This is a genomic window from Paenibacillus nitricinens, from assembly GCF_052056485.1.
GTDB classification, from domain to species: domain Bacteria; phylum Bacillota; class Bacilli; order Paenibacillales; family Paenibacillaceae; genus Paenibacillus_AQ; species Paenibacillus_AQ nitricinens.
This window is the reverse complement of the sequence record NZ_CP183948.1, coordinates 118,256-134,519: the sequence shown is the minus strand read 5'-3', so window position 1 is coordinate 134,519 and position 16,264 is coordinate 118,256. Positions and strand designations below refer to the sequence as shown.

Sequence of the window (16,264 nt, the reverse complement as noted above, 5' to 3'; positions counted from 1 at the left end):
CTCCTCTTATTATCAATTCTCAAGTTGTAGGTACTGAAGAAGTCTTTGCCCGTGTTGTGCGACGAGCAGCCGTACCACTGTTGGAAGTTCCTCCGCTACTTGCAGTTCCATTTGGCGATTGTTTAGCTCCCGCAACGTCAAATGATGCTAAGAATTCAGCATTAGTCTTTGTATCACGCAGCTTTTTGATGAATCCCTCCACAAAATCATAGGATTCATTCATATTTTTGCGAATCGCCCAGATCGTATCAAGCTCTTCTTTGCTCAAGAGCACTTCTTCACGACGTGTACCTGAACGACGAATATCAATAGCAGGGAATATACGGCGTTCCGCCAATTTGCGATCCAAATGAAGCTCCATATTACCAGTACCCTTAAACTCTTCATAAATAATATCATCCATACGTGATCCGGTATCAATTAAAGCAGTTGCTAAAATAGTCAGTGAACCGCCCTCTTCTACATTCCGTGCAGAACCAAAAAACCGTTTCGGCCGATGAAAGGCTGCCGGGTCAATCCCCCCGCTAAGTGTGCGTCCAGATGGTGGAACCACAAGATTATACGCACGTGCAAGACGGGTAATGCTATCTAAAAGAATAACTACATCCTTCTTGTGCTCAACTAAACGAAGAGCTCTTTGCAACACAAGTTCGGCCACTTTAATATGATTCTCTGGAAGCTCATCAAACGTCGATGCAACCACTTCGCCTTTTACTGAACGCTGCATATCGGTTACTTCTTCGGGACGCTCATCTATTAGCAATACAAAGAGTTCAATCTCAGGATTATTAGTGGAAATACTATTGGCAATTTCTTTCAAGAGGAGCGTTTTTCCTGCTTTAGGAGGTGCTACAATCAAACCCCGCTGCCCCAAACCTACAGGAGCGAGCAAATCCATTATTCGGGTAGACAAATGAGTAGGGGATGTTTCAAGCGGTAGCTTGTCTTGCGGATAAAGTGGTGTTAATGCTGGAAAATGTAGTCGCTCCGCTGCGCTAGCAGGGTTCTCACCATTAACGGCATTGACTTGAAGCAGGCCAAAATATCGTTCATTTTCTTTCGGCGTCCGGCATTTCCCAGATACAAGATCTCCGCTTCTGAGATCAAACTTCCGAATTTGTGAGGCTGAGATATAAATATCTTCAGCACTAGGCAAATAGTTAATCGGCCTTAGAAATCCATAGCCCTCGGGTAGAATTTCCAGTACGCCTTCCATAAACATAAGACCGCTTTGCTCTGCCTGTGCCCGAAGGATCGCAAAGATCAGTTCCCGTTTCTTCAGCTGTCCGTAATAAGGGATCTGGTATTTCTTGGCCAGCTTATACAACTCGGTCAGCTTCATTTCTTCCAAATCGGAAATTTGAAGATCCATGTAATAACCACCTATTCAATTTTTAAATGAGTTCGCCCTAGTCTATCTACTAGGCAAAATGATGAGTCTATTAAAATGCCCATTAGGATATTAATACCCAATTTGGAAGGATATATGCGGTAAGTAAGCAAATAACCCTCCTTCCAAACGGGATATCCTAATTTTATTCGTTCTCACGCCAAACATGAGCACCAAGTTGTCGAAGGTTGCTCACTAAATTATCATAACCACGGTCAATATATTCTACGCCGGTCACCTCGGTGATCCCATCCCCTACCGTCAATCCAGCAATGACAAGAGCAGCGCCTGCCCGTAAATCGGTCGCTTTCACCTTTGCAGCGTTAAGCTTACCACCCTCAATGATTGCAGAACGGCCTTCAACGCGAATTTTCGCGCCCATTCGTACCAATTCTGGCACATGTTTAAAACGGTTGCTGTAGACGAAATCGCTAAGCACACTAACGCCTTCCGCCTGTGTCAACATACTTGTCATAGGAGATTGTAAATCTGTAGGAAAGCCAGGATAGGTCAACGCTTTGACATCTGCGTGCTCATATTTAGCTCTACCTATAACGCGAATACTTTCATCAAGCTCTTCAATATCAACGCCCATCTCTAAAAGCTTGGCCGTTAAAGCTTCCAAATGCTTAGGAATTACGTTATCTATCAACACATTACCACGCGTAGCCGCAGCGGCAATCATATAAGTTCCAGCTTGAATCCGATCGGGAATAATGGAGTGACGGCAACCGTGCATCTCTGATACCCCTTCGATTCTGATGGTTTCTGTACCAGCGCCTTTAATAACAGCGCCCATAGAATTCAATAGGGTTGCTACATCTATAATCTCAGGCTCTTTAGCCGCATTTTCAATAATTGTGGAGCCTTTGGCACGTGAAGCCGCCAGCATGATGTTAATAGTGGCACCTACGCTTGATACGTCTAAATAAATTTTCGCACCGCGTAGTTCTTTAGCATATAAGTGGATAGAACCATGTTCGTTGGTAACTGTCGCTCCCAGTGCCTCGAATCCTTTGATATGCTGATCAATTGGACGAGGTTCGAAGTTACAACCACCAGGAAGACCTATTGTCGCTTCTTTGAATCTTCCAAGTAGAGCTCCCATCATATAGTACGAAGCTCGAAGTTTCTTAACCGGACCATTAGGCATAGGTATAGATACAATACGCGAAGGATCAATTTTCATCTGGTTGCCTGACCAAGATACACTTGCGCCAAGCTCTTGCAAGATTTCGGAGTAAACGGCTACATCACTAAGGGACGGTAAATTATCAAGAACAACTTCAGATTCGGCCAAAATCGCCGCAGGAATAAGTGCAATAGCACTATTCTTTGCTCCACTGATGGTTACAACGCCCTCTAGCGGACGTCCACCGCCAATCATTAATTTTTCCATAGATTTATCAATTTCCCCCTACGTGTATTGCAGCTGTGTGGGCAATACGTGCTGTGGACTTTTAGTGATGAAAATGGAAAGACACCGGCTAAGCGGTGTGCTTTCCTCATCAAACTATTCAACTGGGCAGAGCTACACCCTGCCCTTTACAAATTGCTTGTCCACCAGTGGCGGAAGCTAACAATGATTAGGCTTTGTTGTTGGATCCAAATTCGCGGATTTTACCAATAACGGTTTCTTTGATCGCATCGCGACCTGGTGCGATAAATGTACGTGGATCGTAAGCATCAGGTTTAGCAGCTAGAACTTCGCGAACAACTTTTGCGAACACGATTTGGTTCTCAGTGTTTACGTTGATTTTGGAAGTACCCAAGGAGATAGCTTTCTTGATGTCATGTTCAGGAATACCTGTACCACCATGAAGAACCATTGGGATGTTAGTAGCGTCGCGGATTTCTTCCATTTCTTTAAACCCGAGGTTAGGCTCGCCATGGTAAGGTCCATGAACGGAACCTAGTGCAGGAGCCAAAGTGTCGATACCTGTTTCTTTAACAATACGTACGCACTCATCAAGCTTAGCATACATGATGCCGCCGATAACGTCGTCTTCTTGTCCACCAACAGTACCTACTTCTGCTTCTACAGAAACACCTTTAGCGTGAGCATATTCAACGACTTTTTTAGTCATATCAATGTTCTCATCGATTGGGTGGTGGGAACCGTCGATCATTACGGATGTAAATCCAGCATCAATTGCTGCTTTACATTTATCAAAGCTAGATCCATGGTCAAGGTGGATCGCTACAGGAACTGTGATATTCATATCGATAATTAGACCTTCTACCATCTTAACAACAGTAGTGAAGCCGCCCATGTGACGTGCTGCGCCTTCGGATACACCAAGGATTACTGGTGATTTCTCTTGTTCAGCGGCACCAAGAATAGCTTGTGTCCACTCCAAGTTGTTAATGTTGTACTGACCTACTGCGTATTTTCCTTCAAGTGCTTTGTTCAACATGTCTGTCATAGATACTAATGGCATGGTTTCATCCTCCTAAGAATGTTGGTTGGCTATGTTTTTAAACCGACATCACATACAGGCTTATTATAACACAACCTGAGTCAAATACTAAATAGGATAAACAAAAAAATGTCCCGGTGGGACGATTTTTATCCAGCCCGTATAGCAATTACACTCAACCTGTTTATAATCACCATACCCAAATAGAATCGATACAGAAAATATCATTTTAACTGCATTGATCTACAGACTTATTATGAAGATGCATATTGACCGCTACCCGCATTTCATCGATGTCAAATGGCTTTGTGAAATGCATCAATGCGCCTAGCTTGGTTGCTTCCTTAATCATATCCAGCTCCCCATAAGCGGTCATCATTATGACCTTAATGGACGGATTTAGTTCCTTCAGATGCTTCAAAATCTCAAGTCCATCCATTCCTGGTATTTTCATATCGAGCAAAACCAAGTCAGGAGACTCACTGCGAACAATGTCTAAGGCTAATTTTCCGTTAGCTGCTTGAAATGTCGTATATCCTTCGCTATTGAACACTTCCATAAGAAGAATCCGAATCCCGTTCTGATCATCGACAATTAACACTTTCTTTTTTTCCATATAATACCCTCCCAGAGATTAAGCCAGATTGACTATACCGCGCTCTCCACAGCTAACGGCCCCTTCAGAAACTAACCCATACGAAACCTATTATTCGTGCTTCACTGCTCAAATCCTGCTAATTGGATAAAATGGGTAAATAAAGAGTCTGAATTACAGTGATGTCATTTACGGAGCTCTTCAAAATGGACAAACAGGTATAAACACCTTCGGCGTCCTTATAAGGTTGTTAAGCGTTTAAGCGAGAAATTTGGGACATGAAGGACAGGTGAACAACTTATACTTTCGAATAGTTACAAAAAAAGAGCCTCCAATAGGAGGCTCTTCAAGTTTGATATAGAACCCGTAGGTTCCGATTATATTCATAAAATTACTGCTGTTCGGAATGAGTCAAAGAAGCTTTGACGAAATCACGGAACAACGGTTGTGGACGGTTCGGACGTGAAGTGAATTCCGGATGAAATTGAACCGACAAGAACCAAGGATGTCCCGGAAGCTCTACGATCTCAACTAAACGGCCATCTGGGGAGGTTCCGGAAATGACCAGACCTGCTTTTTCAATCTCATCACGGTACGTATTATTGAACTCATAACGATGACGGTGACGCTCATAAACCAGTTCATCATCGTAGCAAGACATTGCCAGGGAACCCTCAGCAATCTTACAAGGATACAAGCCAAGACGCATAGTACCGCCCATATCTTCAATATCCTTCTGCTCAGGAAGCAGATCGATCAGTGGATATGGTGTGTTTGGATCGATTTCGGAGCTATTCGCACCTTGTAAACCTAGAATAGAACGGCCATATTCGATTACGGAAACTTGCATACCTAAGCAAATTCCGAAGAAAGGTATCAATTTCTCACGGGCATAACGAATTGCAGAGATTTTACCTTCAATTCCCCGATCACCGAAACCACCTGGAACTAGAATACCACCAACACCGCGCAGCATTTCGTCCACGTTCTCATCTGTGATTTCCTCTGCATTTACCCAGCGTACTTTAACTTCTGCATTGGAGGCAAAACCTGCGTGTGATAAAGATTCCACAACACTCAAATAAGCATCATGCAGAGCTACATACTTCCCTACAATCGCAATTTCCACTGTTTTCTCTAGCTTCTGAATCCGCTCAAGCATACTTTCCCATTCACGCATATCTGGCGCAGGAGTTGTAAGCTTCAAATGATTAACAACAATCTCGTCCAATCCTTCATCACGAAGATTCAATGGAACTTCATACAACGTTGAAGCATCACGGCATTCCACAACAGCATTAGCATCAATATCGCAAAAGAGTGCGATCTTCGCTTTCATGTCTTCGGAAAGCTCATATTCCGTACGGCATACGATGACATTCGGTTGAATACCGATGCTGCGCAGCTCTTTAACACTGTGTTGTGTCGGTTTTGTCTTCACTTCTCCAGCAGCCTTGATATAAGGAATCAAGGTTACATGGATATACATTACATTTTCCCGACCAATATCACTCTTGATTTGGCGAATAGCTTCCAGGAACGGAAGACTCTCAATATCACCTACGGTTCCACCAATCTCTGTGATTACAACATCCGAGTTGGTCTCGCGGCCTGCGCGGAACACGCGTTCTTTGATCTCATTCGTAATATGTGGGATAACTTGTACAGTTCCGCCCAAGTACTCTCCACGACGTTCCTTGCTAATTACGGATGAATAGATCTTACCTGTCGTCACATTGTTGTTCTTTGACAGATTAATATCAATAAACCGTTCATAGTGTCCAAGGTCAAGGTCAGTCTCCGCACCGTCATCGGTTACGAATACTTCACCGTGCTGATAAGGACTCATCGTTCCAGGATCTACGTTAAGATACGGATCAAATTTCTGAATCGTTACCTTTAGACCTCTGTTTTTGAGCAGCCTGCCCAGCGAAGCGGCGGTAATGCCCTTGCCCAGGGAAGACACAACGCCACCCGTTACAAAAATATACTTTGTCACTGTAAAACCCTCCTAAATAAAGTCCAGACATAAAAGCGGCGCATGGTGTTTATCGTAACCCGTTTTACTATCATCAAAACAGGGGAAATCAAAAGTTTGATTCACCGGGGAAAACATAAAGCGTCGTCCCGCAAATTACATAAAACTACAGCTACTTTGCATCTAAAAAAACAAAAAAGTGACACCCGTAGAACCGGGGCACTTTTTATTTTAAAAAACGCGTTTATTAACTTACATGATAAGCCCATGCAATAGTTTACTCTGACGTTCCCCCACTGTCAAGGGAGGAATTATACCATCAGCAAGACGCTTTGAAATTATTTATCTTACTTGTCAGCTTCGGCATCTTCATCTGAGTCATCTTCTGCATCGTCTTCATCTGAGTCATCTTCGTCTATGTCATCTTCATCGATCACGACATCTTCGTCGACTTCTTCTTCGCTGTCGTCGTCGGAATAGAGGTCGTCGCGATCTTCATCGATAGCGTCGAAATCCTCTTCTTCAGCAGCGTAGTTTTCTTCTTCTTCAGCAAAGTCGTCATCTTCCAAATCATCGTCTTCATCGTTGATGATACGCACGCGTTTGGTGTTACCAACCGGATCATCAGAGCGCTCTAGAGGATACCAGCGTTTCAATCCCCAAAGGTTGGTTCCGACACAGGCAAAACGCCCATCAATGTTAATCTCGGTATATAACTGGGCAATAGTATCTTGGCTTTGTTGATCGGTCATACCGCGCAACTTGGCTACCTCGACCATCAGATCACGGTAATAATACGGTGTATTGGCTGCCTTAAGCACTAGAAAGGCCAAATCCACCATCGGCATTTCTTTAACTTTCTCAGGGTCTAGCTTTAAATTGAGTGGCGTACTCACTAAAGGACACTTCCTCTCACGCATTGTTCACATTACGGTTTATTTCAATAATATCCATTAACAAAACTAAGTAAAACCTATTTGACAACAAATTGCAAGTCAAAAGCGGTAACAGCGAACAGAAAGAGCCCTCAGGCTGTTATCCTTAGCAGAAACCTGTCTCCATCTTGAAGAAGATTAAACCCAAAACATATGTACCCGTGTGAAACTTATAATTCCTTTTAATTAAAAAAAGGCGGAGGAAACCCTCCGCTCATGACTGTATCCACGCCAAGGATCGGCTCCTTACGTGATGTTACAAAGAGAGTGTTAATCTCTTCTGTCTATTTTATGTAAAGCGCCGTCTTTTGACACGATGGGCAGCCCATTTCGTTAAAAAAGGGCAAGTTCCCATTCGGACCCCCTCTTCCACTCATACAATATGGCAGCAGGGCACCGAGGAGGGGACAGCGAAACCTATGGACTATTACAATTTTTGGAACATGCTTCTTGAAGAAATATCGGTTGCCCCCAACAATGGTGAGCGGCGTATTCTTACCTTCAATGATCCCCGCCAGTATGCCGGAGCATTTACACAATGGAAGGCGCTGAAAGCGAAGCAGCCTGAGCTGCGGCAAGTGCAGGTATCTCCGTTGATTCGGGCCTTTTTTGTGCCTGCTGCCGGAGCCAGAAAACTAATGAACCGCTTTGCAGATCTCCTAAATGTCGAAGAGGATCTACAAATACAAATCCATTCTATAGCTAACGAAAAGAGCGGAACCGCAACACTCCCTTGGGGGGTGAAAGCCATTCATGCTCCTCAGGCATGGTCCAAGTCAACCGGAGTCCACGTCAAAATCGGCGTAATCGACACAGGCGCTGATTACCGCCATCCTGATCTGAAGCATTCCTTAGCCGCTGGGGTAAATCTACTACACCGCGGAATGTTACCGCTGGATGATAATGGACACGGGACTCACATCGCCGGCACCCTAGCTGCGGCAGGAGGAACACGAGGTATGATGGGAGTGGCTCCGCGAGCGCTGCTATATCCAGTAAAGGCCTTTGATCATAGCGGATCCGCCTATGTGTCGGACATTGTACTGGGTATCGATTGGTGCGTACAGAACAAAATTGATATCATCAATATGAGTTTCGGAATGAAAACTCGAAGCAAAGCGCTTCACAATGTGGTGATTAAAGCGTACCGAGCCGGAATCGCTATCATTGCCTCCTCCGGGAATGACGGCAAACGTGGCGGGGACTATCCGGCACGTTATCCTGAGACGATTGCCGTGGGCGCCATCGATAAAAGACATCGTGTTGCCAGCTTCAGCAACCGCGGTTCTTATATCGATGTATACGGCCCCGGCGAAGGTGTGTCCTCCTGCTGGCTGAAGGAGGGCTATAAAGAGATGAGCGGCACCTCCATGGCGACCTCGCATGTCACGGGAGCCGCTGCACTGCTGCTCGCGGTGCGACCGGGGCTCTCCCCAAGGGAGCTGAAGCTGCTCTTGCGCCGCACCGCGTCCCCGGTGCGGCTGCGCAAGGGGCAGCGACGCGCATCTCTTGGCGGCGGCGCTGCCGATGCCCTACGCCTGCTGAAAGCAGGAGTGAGGGCCAAGCGGTCGGTCTCCGCGAACGTATAGAACCTGCCCGGGCACCGGGTGGGTCACTCTGACGTGAGCGCAGCTTGTGCCGGTGCGAAGAACGGCACAAAGTAAAATCCGCCCCCCGGGGAACCGGAAGGCGGATTTTTTGTCGTTTGATGTTGAATTACATGCGGTCCGGTGCAGAAACACCGACAAGACGCAGGACATTAGCAATCGTGGTACGCGCAGCACCAAGCAGCGCAAGACGTGCCACGGTTTGAGCGGCATCCTCAGTGATTACACGTTCAGCTTTGTAATAACTGTGGAACATCGCAGCCAGCTCATATACATAACGGATGAGGCGATGTGGAGCATAACCTTCAGCGGCAACAGCAATTTCTGCTGGTAGCTCACCAATTTTGCGCAGCAGATCATATTCATGCACTGCTGTCAGCTTGGAGAAGTCAATCTCAGCGTAATCAGGAATGGAGATCCCTTGCTCCTCTGCCTGACGGAAGATGCTGCAGATACGCGCATGCGCATATTGAACGTAGAATACAGGGTTCTCATTAGAAGTAGAGATCGCCAAGTCCATATCGAAATCGAGATGGGAATCCATGCTACGCATGGTGAAGAAATAACGAATCGCATCGATTCCTACTTCCTCCATCAAATCTTCCATCGTGACCGCTTTGCCGGTACGTTTCGACATTTTAACCTTTTCACCATTCTGGAACAGGCTGACCATCTGAGCAATCAGAACCACTAGCTTCTCAGGATCATTGCCAAGTGCTGACATCGCCGCTTTCATCCGCGGAATATAGCCATGATGATCCGCACCCCAAATGTTAATCATTTTATCGTAACCGCGGCCATACTTATCGCTGTGATAAGCAATGTCCGGTGTAAGGTAGGTGTATGTGCCATCGTTCTTAATCAGAACGCGGTCTTTATCATCGCCATACTTAGTCGTTTGCAGCCAGGTTGCCCCATCCTGCTCATAAACTTCTCCACGATCACGAAGCTCGTCCAGTGAGCGCAACACTTCTCCGTTCTCGTACAGCGAAGTCTCACTGAACCAGATATCGAAGTTTACGCGGAATAGTCCCAGATCACGTTTAATTTTATCGAGCTCTTTATTCAGTCCATAAGTCCGGAAAAAAGCTGCGCGGTCACTTGGGCTCATTTCGAGTAGTGTATCACCCTTTTCAGCCACAAGCTCTTTAGCAAATCCCTTAATGTCCTCGCCATGGTAACCGTCTTCAGGCATTTCTGCTTCTTGACCCAGCTCCTGCAGGTAACGAGTTTCAATGGATTTGCACAGGTTGACCACTTGGTTACCGGCATCATTAATATAATATTCCCGTGTCACCTGATAGCCTGCATAATCGAGTACGTTGCAAAGCGCATCGCCGACAGCAGCACCACGTGCATGTCCTAAATGAAGGCTGCCCGTTGGATTGGCGCTGACGAATTCCATTTCAACCTTCTGACCTTGACCGATGTTAATACGGCCATAATCATCGCCCTGCTCGGCAACAAGGCTGATAATTGGGTACAAATAATTCTTGGACAACGTAAAGTTAATAAAGCCTGGTCCGGCAATCTCAGCTTTTTCAATAGAAGCGCTGCTAGTATCCAAATGTTCTATAATTGCCTCGGCAATCTGGCGCGGGTTACGTTTTGCGATTTTGGTCAGCTGCATAGCAGCGTTCGTAGCCAAATCACCGTGTGCCTTATCTCTTGGTACTTCCAGTACGATATCCGGAACCTCTTCCGGTGCAACAATTCCTGCATTCACAATTGCATCGGCAATGGCTTCTTTTACCCGTTCATTCACTAGCTCCAACGGATTCTTTCTCTGTGTCATAATTTCGGTTCCTCCTGTATATGCAAACTAATAGCAAACTTTCCTGACAATTCCTCGTATACGTACAAATCATATTCCCATGAAACCTTTAGGGAGCGCCCTTCGCGCACCACGTCCAGCTTGTTCGTTTCTGTTGAAAGATTAAACTGTGTATATGGCGAACGATAGAATCCCGGCAAACGCCGTCCGGATTGAAAGCTCTGTTCCGACTGTATCCCACCGTGGCGGATTAGTTTTAGCTGATTGCCTGCAATCTTTATGGTTGTACGAACAGAAATTTCCTCTCCTCGAGGGCCTTGCTCTAACTCTTCATATTGAATATATAGATGCGGTCCTTTGGATACTACCTCTCCATTCGCTTTCATAACATTCCGCTGACCATCTTGAAGGCTCACGAGCGTAATAGAGACATCATATTTGTTAGACTGTAGTTCGGGCATCACACGTTCCTCCATTCTGCAAGCCTCTGCATTCTGCATAAGAAAAACGCCTGTCGTAAAACTTAAACATTTTTATATTCATTCAAAGGCCTATTCGCTTTCCCATTGTACACTATATCCAGTCCAAAGAAGCATTTCAATCTCAGAATCCATTAGTTCTAGCTTAGCTCATAAAATTTTACCATATCAATGGATAAAAGCACACTTGGAACATGTAGTAAAACTGTACACAAGTGCAACCAACTTCATAATCACAAAAAAACGGTTCCCTTAGGAACCGTTTAGAAAACTAAAAGCTATGCTCACTACTTTTACTAAACACGGATTACAAGGACAAAATTTTCAACGAAAATCTAAGTTGCCAAGAAGCGCCGCCATCTTTAGTTACATATAACGATGAATAATCGCGTTCGCGAACGGCTAGCCAGCCTTCTTTATTACTAGTGAACGAGATTACCCCTTCATACCCAGCAATCGCCGGAAGATTAGCCCACTGCTTGCCACCGTTATATGTGCGTCCTACCGCTACTTTCTCTGCTGCGTCGGAATAACCCACCAAGAAGGTTGTATTGTTCCCTATCAGCTCCATATTTCCCGGTCTGCCAGCCGCAGGCCCTTTATTCACTACAGCTTTTCCACTACCCGGAGCAGGCCCCCCGCCAGCAGTTTCCTGTGCGATCACTCTATTCCAGCTTTTCCCCTTATTCGTACTTGTATATAGGGAATATGAGGTTTGACTCATTCCTGAGCCGCCAAAAAGAACCACATCAACTTGATCTCCCTTTGCAGTGATTTGCCCATACTCTGGATCGGTAAAGGCTACCTTTAAAGATTGACTCCAAGTTTTCCCACCATCTGTGGTCTTCATTACCCGGTAGCCGGTTGCCGGCATTGTTACAACGGCCCAGCCGGTATTACGATCACTGAAATAAGCACCGCGTGTATTGGATGGGGTTGAAATCTTACTCCAGCTAAGTCCCCCGTCCTTGGTGTAATACGTTGATGCCCTGTTATACCCGAAACCAATCCTACTGTCGATAAAATCGATTCTTTCAAAGCTAACTGGTTTATTCGAAAGTCTTTTCCATTCTGAGCCGCCATTAGAGGTGCTGATTAAATATCGGGCTTGACCGTCTTCTACAGAAGCAAGGGCAAAACCATGCACGTTATCGGGAAAATCAATCTGTTTAAAGCTCCATTGGCCTTCATAAATTTCTTGAAAATTGCAGCCTCCATTAGAAGTGCCAATCATAAATCCATTGCCTGCTGCCCGTCCGATATCTCCATTCAAAAACTGAACATCAGAAAAGGTAAGCGGTGTGGATACGTCTCCTGAGTGCTTGTTTTGCAGAGACTGTAGTAGCCCATGATCTCCAGTGCCGCAGGCCGCAGGCGTGACCGATGCCGCAGCATGTACAGAAGAAGCTGATACACCCCACCCTGAAACCATTATTAGCGTCGCCGAAAGGGCGGTTATTGTCGTTCTGTGAATCTTTCTCGTCCAGTTCATAGTGACACCTCCTAATGTATATATACCCTTGCTCTCAATCTCTACTCTTTTATACCTCCTTAAGCACGCATGATCCACCATTGAATAGTCACAAAATGGAAACAGTTTGTCATCTCCTATTTAAATCTCCTCCGGCGATAGTCCCTTTAACAGATCACCTAGTTATACAATGAATATCCTTCCAGTTCCTTTCCCATAATACAAAGAGAAGGGAGTCTGGTACCATGTCACGTGAATCAACGAGTCCACCCAAACGAAAAAGCCGCTTCCGCCGTTTATTCCGGCTGCTGGTAGCCATGATTATATTGTTTCTACTGACTACGGGAGCTCTGCTCGGTTACCTATATCAAAAAGATCTCCCCCCCATTGGTGACGATGTGCGCTCCAAGCTACTCGACTCCAGGGGCAATATTCTTGCCACCTTTACCTCAGACGGACGTAGCCGTGAACCGGTCAAATTAAGTCAAATTTCTCCCCTGCTCATTGAAGCCACATTAGCCGTCGAGGACCGTAAGTTTTACGAGCATTCCGGATTTGATATGAAGGGAATGGCTCGGGCCGTGCTCGTCAATCTGGAAGAGGGAAACCGAACGCAAGGGGCTAGCACGCTAACTCAGCAGCTCGCGAGAAATCTTTATCTATCCCACGAAAAGACATGGACGCGCAAAGCTAAAGAAGCCTTGTATACGATGCAGCTCGAGATGAAATACAGCAAAGATGAAATCTTGAACATGTATTTAAATAACATCTACTATGGTCATGGTGCCTATGGCATTGAAGCAGCCTCTCAAATGTATTTTGGTAAATCTGCAGCGGATTTAGACTTGGCTGAGAGTACCATGCTAGCTGGAATCCCAAAAGGACCAACCAATTATTCACCTTACAATCATTTAGACAACGCTAAAAAACGCCAAAAAATTATTTTGACTGTCATGACCAATTTAGGAGAAATCACACAAGAAGAAGCAGGAAAGGCTGTTCAGGAGAACTTGAACTTAAAACCACAAGGCCAGAAGGATACCACTGTGGTTGCACCTTATTTCAGAGATTATATCCGCAATCTGGCCACAGAATCTCTTCACATCAGCAGTGATGAGCTGGAACAAGGGGGGCTAAATGTGTACACTACCCTTGACCCTGACATGCAGCATGCCGCAGAACAAGCAGTCGACAAAGAGATGGATCAAAAGAGTGATCTGGAGACTGCTCTTGTTTCCATTGATCCTCGCACTGGTTACATTAAAGCTATGGTCGGCGGGAAAAATTATCGTACCAACCAATACAATCATGCTCTAGCCACCACACGTCAGCCTGGCTCATCCTTTAAGCCGATCATGTATTTAGCAGCACTCTCTTCTAAAGAGATGACTGGTCTTTCCGTTTTCAAAAGCCAACCAACGATGTTCCATTATGATAACAATCGCAAAACCTACCAGCCTCGGAACTTCGGGGATAAGTATCTGGGTGAAATCAATATGCGACAAGCCATTGCAGCATCCGACAATATCTATGCTGTGAATACGATCATGAAGATCGGCGCGGATAAGGTGAGCGAGATGGCAGCCAAGATGGGCATTGACAGTCCGCTTCAAAGCGTGCCGTCACTGGCACTCGGTACCTCACCGATCAGTCCGCTAGAAATGGCTGCGGCATTCGCTGTTATTGGAAACAGTGGTCAAAAAATGCCAACCACAGCCATTCTAAAAATAACGGATTCTAATGGAATGGTGCTGTATGAAGCACCACAGCCAAAGGGTGAAGCCATTGTAGAGCCTTCTGCCGCCTATGTATTGACCCGTTTAATGGAGGGGGTATTTGAGACAGGGGGGACAGGAAATCGCGTAGCTTCTATAATCAAACGTCCGGTAGCCGGCAAGACTGGAACTACGGATACAGACGGCTGGATGGTAGGCTTCACCCCCGAGCTATCCACTGCAGTTTGGGTTGGATATGATAAGGGGCGCGATATCACAACTACCGACGGTCGACGGGCAGCTCCAATTTTCGCGGAGTTTACTGAAAAAGCGTTGGAAAATATCCCGCCTAAGATTTTTCCCATTCCAGATGGCGTAATCAGTGTATACATCAATCCGCAGTCCGGTAAGCTCGCTACAGCAGCCTGTCCCGAAAAAGAACTGGAGACTTTCATTAGCGGAACTGAGCCCACCGAATACTGTGATCAACACGGCAAAGGGCCCGCTGAAGATGATGTACAAAGCAAAGTAGATCCTGCTGAAGAAAGTCGTTCCCTGTGGAACAATATTAAACGCTGGTGGTTGAATTAACCTCTTCATTCATTGAAGAGGTTTTTCTTTTTTATTACTTATTTATTGTAGAATCCATAGGATGGCCAAACTCGATTTTCACTTCTCCCGCAAAGGATGTAACCGCTTCATTAATTATATTCACCCCATTCTCTTAACTCACAATTACTGCTATAATAGTTAGTAGCAACCAAAATATAAAGATGTAAATGAGGGACATGGGATGAAGGATACAGGCATGATCCGGAGTTTAGACAGTCTTGGGAGAATTGTGGTTCCCGCAGAAATCCGTATGACTCGTAATATCGACATTGGTGATCCTATCGAATTTTTTATACTAAACGATAACACCATCATACTCAGGAAGTACACCTCGACAGAATGTACGTTTTGCAGAAGCCACGACCATGTCACCTACTATAAAGAGCAATTTATTTGCAGTAGCTGTCTAAAAGAAATTGCCGACCCTGAACGCATGTCTCAAGTGCCTGAGACACGCCAAGATTTTGCAAGCGAAGTGTCAGAGCACAGCAGCACGATCCGGAAGACGAAGACAGAGGATATGTGCCAACGCCTGGAGCGGGCCATAGAAGAACATCCATATGCCAATCAGAAAGAGCTTGCTGAAATTCTTGGGATCAGTCAAGCCAGAGTAAGTCAACTCAAACGCAAACTTAGTACGGCAGGCAAATCGTAAACTAATTCATTGTGTTCAATTCAAAAAAGCTTCGACTCTCCTATTTCAGGATGTCGAAGCCTTTTTTCTGTATCAGGTAACCTTGACCGGGTAATTCGTTCCTACTCAGTCAGTGCAGCCTTAAGCTCATCAGAGGACGCAGTCCACCATGTCTCATTATGAGAGATCAAGAGGGATTTTAGGGCGTTTTTTTCAACTGCGCCAAGTCCTCCCACATCGATTTTGCGTTTTAGAGCAGCATCCAACTTATTGACATGCTCGGCGAGAATTTTCCAACCGCGACGCGCTTCCGTATCGATCCACATTTCGCAGGCCGTTATTCCACCATAAAATTGACTATCCTGTGTACGATCCACGGCTACCCATACCACCCAAACCTGTCTACCATTAGGTACATCTTCACGGTTCATGGAGAATTTAATTCCCTTTTCAACCTTACTCTTGGCATGCATGGCACCAATATCAATGACTGCTTCACCGCCATCAATAATGACAGGTGATACGTTATTGAGCTCTATAGAGCCTGCTCCAAAGCCTTTATGTTTACTTTTGGCATTCACAATATTTAAGGCAATCTGTTTCTTGCCCTCCGGTTGTATGTTGTCCACGAGTGCACACCCTTCCTCTTACGAA

General features: G+C 45.4%; 13 protein-coding genes. 3 read left to right on the top strand and 10 right to left on the bottom strand.

Going from position 1 to position 16,264, the window contains the following annotated elements:
• Positions 1-19: 19 nt before the first annotated feature.
• From rho to rpoE, 6 genes are all read right to left on the bottom strand, one after another.
• A complete protein-coding gene (rho, locus tag ACN6KS_RS00620; protein WP_042123234.1) occupies positions 20-1,372 on the bottom strand; it encodes a transcription termination factor Rho in 1,353 nt (450 codons plus the stop codon).
• 163 nt (positions 1,373-1,535) lie between these two features.
• On the bottom strand, positions 1,536-2,789 hold the full coding sequence (locus ACN6KS_RS00615) for a UDP-N-acetylglucosamine 1-carboxyvinyltransferase (RefSeq protein WP_060623903.1): 1,254 nt from the start codon (positions 2,787-2,789) through the stop codon (positions 1,536-1,538).
• A 187-nt stretch (positions 2,790-2,976) separates the two neighbouring features.
• Complete coding sequence (fba, locus tag ACN6KS_RS00610) at positions 2,977-3,831, bottom strand: class II fructose-1,6-bisphosphate aldolase (protein ID WP_036679934.1); 855 nt, start codon at positions 3,829-3,831, stop codon at positions 2,977-2,979.
• Positions 3,832-4,039: 208 nt separating this feature from the next.
• Entirely contained in the window at positions 4,040-4,426 is a 387-nt protein-coding gene (locus ACN6KS_RS00605) for a response regulator (RefSeq protein WP_042123230.1), read from the bottom strand.
• Between the two features lie 370 nt (positions 4,427-4,796).
• Positions 4,797-6,404 (bottom strand): CTP synthase, encoded by a 1,608-nt coding sequence (locus ACN6KS_RS00600; RefSeq protein WP_094877825.1) that lies wholly within the window; start codon positions 6,402-6,404, stop codon positions 4,797-4,799.
• 326 nt (positions 6,405-6,730) lie between these two features.
• Complete coding sequence (rpoE, locus tag ACN6KS_RS00595; protein ID WP_094873249.1) at positions 6,731-7,279, bottom strand: DNA-directed RNA polymerase subunit delta; 549 nt, start codon at positions 7,277-7,279, stop codon at positions 6,731-6,733.
• A gap of 458 nt (positions 7,280-7,737) precedes the next feature.
• Between rpoE and ACN6KS_RS00590 the strand changes: the two genes are divergently transcribed.
• Entirely contained in the window at positions 7,738-8,907 is a 1,170-nt protein-coding gene (locus ACN6KS_RS00590) for a S8 family peptidase (protein WP_341136035.1), read from the top strand.
• Positions 8,908-9,034: 127 nt separating this feature from the next.
• Here ACN6KS_RS00590 and argS read toward each other — a convergent pair whose 3' ends face one another.
• From argS to ACN6KS_RS00575, 3 genes are all read right to left on the bottom strand, one after another.
• Positions 9,035-10,720: an arginine--tRNA ligase gene (argS, locus tag ACN6KS_RS00585; RefSeq protein WP_076121339.1), complete on the bottom strand. Its 1,686-nt coding sequence runs from the start codon at positions 10,718-10,720 to the stop codon at positions 9,035-9,037.
• The gene (locus ACN6KS_RS00580; protein WP_094873252.1) at positions 10,717-11,160 is read right to left on the bottom strand and encodes a DUF1934 domain-containing protein; all 444 of its coding nucleotides are present in this window, start codon (positions 11,158-11,160) and stop codon (positions 10,717-10,719) included. The genes argS and ACN6KS_RS00580 overlap by 4 nt, the downstream gene beginning before the upstream one ends.
• A 325-nt stretch (positions 11,161-11,485) precedes the next feature.
• Entirely contained in the window at positions 11,486-12,670 is a 1,185-nt protein-coding gene (locus ACN6KS_RS00575) for a WD40/YVTN/BNR-like repeat-containing protein (RefSeq protein ID WP_440961111.1), read from the bottom strand.
• A 224-nt stretch (positions 12,671-12,894) separates the two neighbouring features.
• Here ACN6KS_RS00575 and ACN6KS_RS00570 point away from each other — a divergent pair, with 224 nt between their 5' ends.
• Complete coding sequence (locus ACN6KS_RS00570; protein WP_440961110.1) at positions 12,895-14,955, top strand: transglycosylase domain-containing protein; 2,061 nt, start codon at positions 12,895-12,897, stop codon at positions 14,953-14,955.
• A gap of 202 nt (positions 14,956-15,157) precedes the next feature.
• Positions 15,158-15,631: an AbrB/MazE/SpoVT family DNA-binding domain-containing protein gene (locus ACN6KS_RS00565; RefSeq protein WP_094873257.1), complete on the top strand. Its 474-nt coding sequence runs from the start codon at positions 15,158-15,160 to the stop codon at positions 15,629-15,631.
• Between the two features lie 101 nt (positions 15,632-15,732).
• Here ACN6KS_RS00565 and ACN6KS_RS00560 read toward each other — a convergent pair whose 3' ends face one another.
• Entirely contained in the window at positions 15,733-16,239 is a 507-nt protein-coding gene (locus ACN6KS_RS00560) for a YwhD family protein (protein ID WP_094873258.1), read from the bottom strand.
• Between the last annotated feature and the right edge of the window lie 25 nt (positions 16,240-16,264).

What these genes read in the sequence shown, in the direction of transcription:
- rho (WP_042123234.1), bottom strand. Translation starts at nt 1,372, where the DNA reads ATGGATCTTCAAATTTCCGATTTGGAAGAAATGAAGCTGACCGAGTTG.
- ACN6KS_RS00565 (WP_094873257.1), top strand. Translation starts at nt 15,158, where the DNA reads ATGAAGGATACAGGCATGATCCGGAGTTTAGACAGTCTTGGGAGAATT.
- ACN6KS_RS00615 (WP_060623903.1), bottom strand. Translation starts at nt 2,789, where the DNA reads ATGGAAAAATTAATGATTGGCGGTGGACGTCCGCTAGAGGGCGTTGTA.
- ACN6KS_RS00590 (WP_341136035.1), top strand. Translation starts at nt 7,738, where the DNA reads ATGGACTATTACAATTTTTGGAACATGCTTCTTGAAGAAATATCGGTT.
- ACN6KS_RS00570 (WP_440961110.1), top strand. Translation starts at nt 12,895, where the DNA reads ATGTCACGTGAATCAACGAGTCCACCCAAACGAAAAAGCCGCTTCCGC.
- ACN6KS_RS00580 (WP_094873252.1), bottom strand. Translation starts at nt 11,160, where the DNA reads ATGCCCGAACTACAGTCTAACAAATATGATGTCTCTATTACGCTCGTG.
- argS (WP_076121339.1), bottom strand. Translation starts at nt 10,720, where the DNA reads ATGACACAGAGAAAGAATCCGTTGGAGCTAGTGAATGAACGGGTAAAA.
- ACN6KS_RS00575 (WP_440961111.1), bottom strand. Translation starts at nt 12,670, where the DNA reads ATGAACTGGACGAGAAAGATTCACAGAACGACAATAACCGCCCTTTCG.
- fba (WP_036679934.1), bottom strand. Translation starts at nt 3,831, where the DNA reads ATGCCATTAGTATCTATGACAGACATGTTGAACAAAGCACTTGAAGGA.
- ACN6KS_RS00605 (WP_042123230.1), bottom strand. Translation starts at nt 4,426, where the DNA reads ATGGAAAAAAAGAAAGTGTTAATTGTCGATGATCAGAACGGGATTCGG.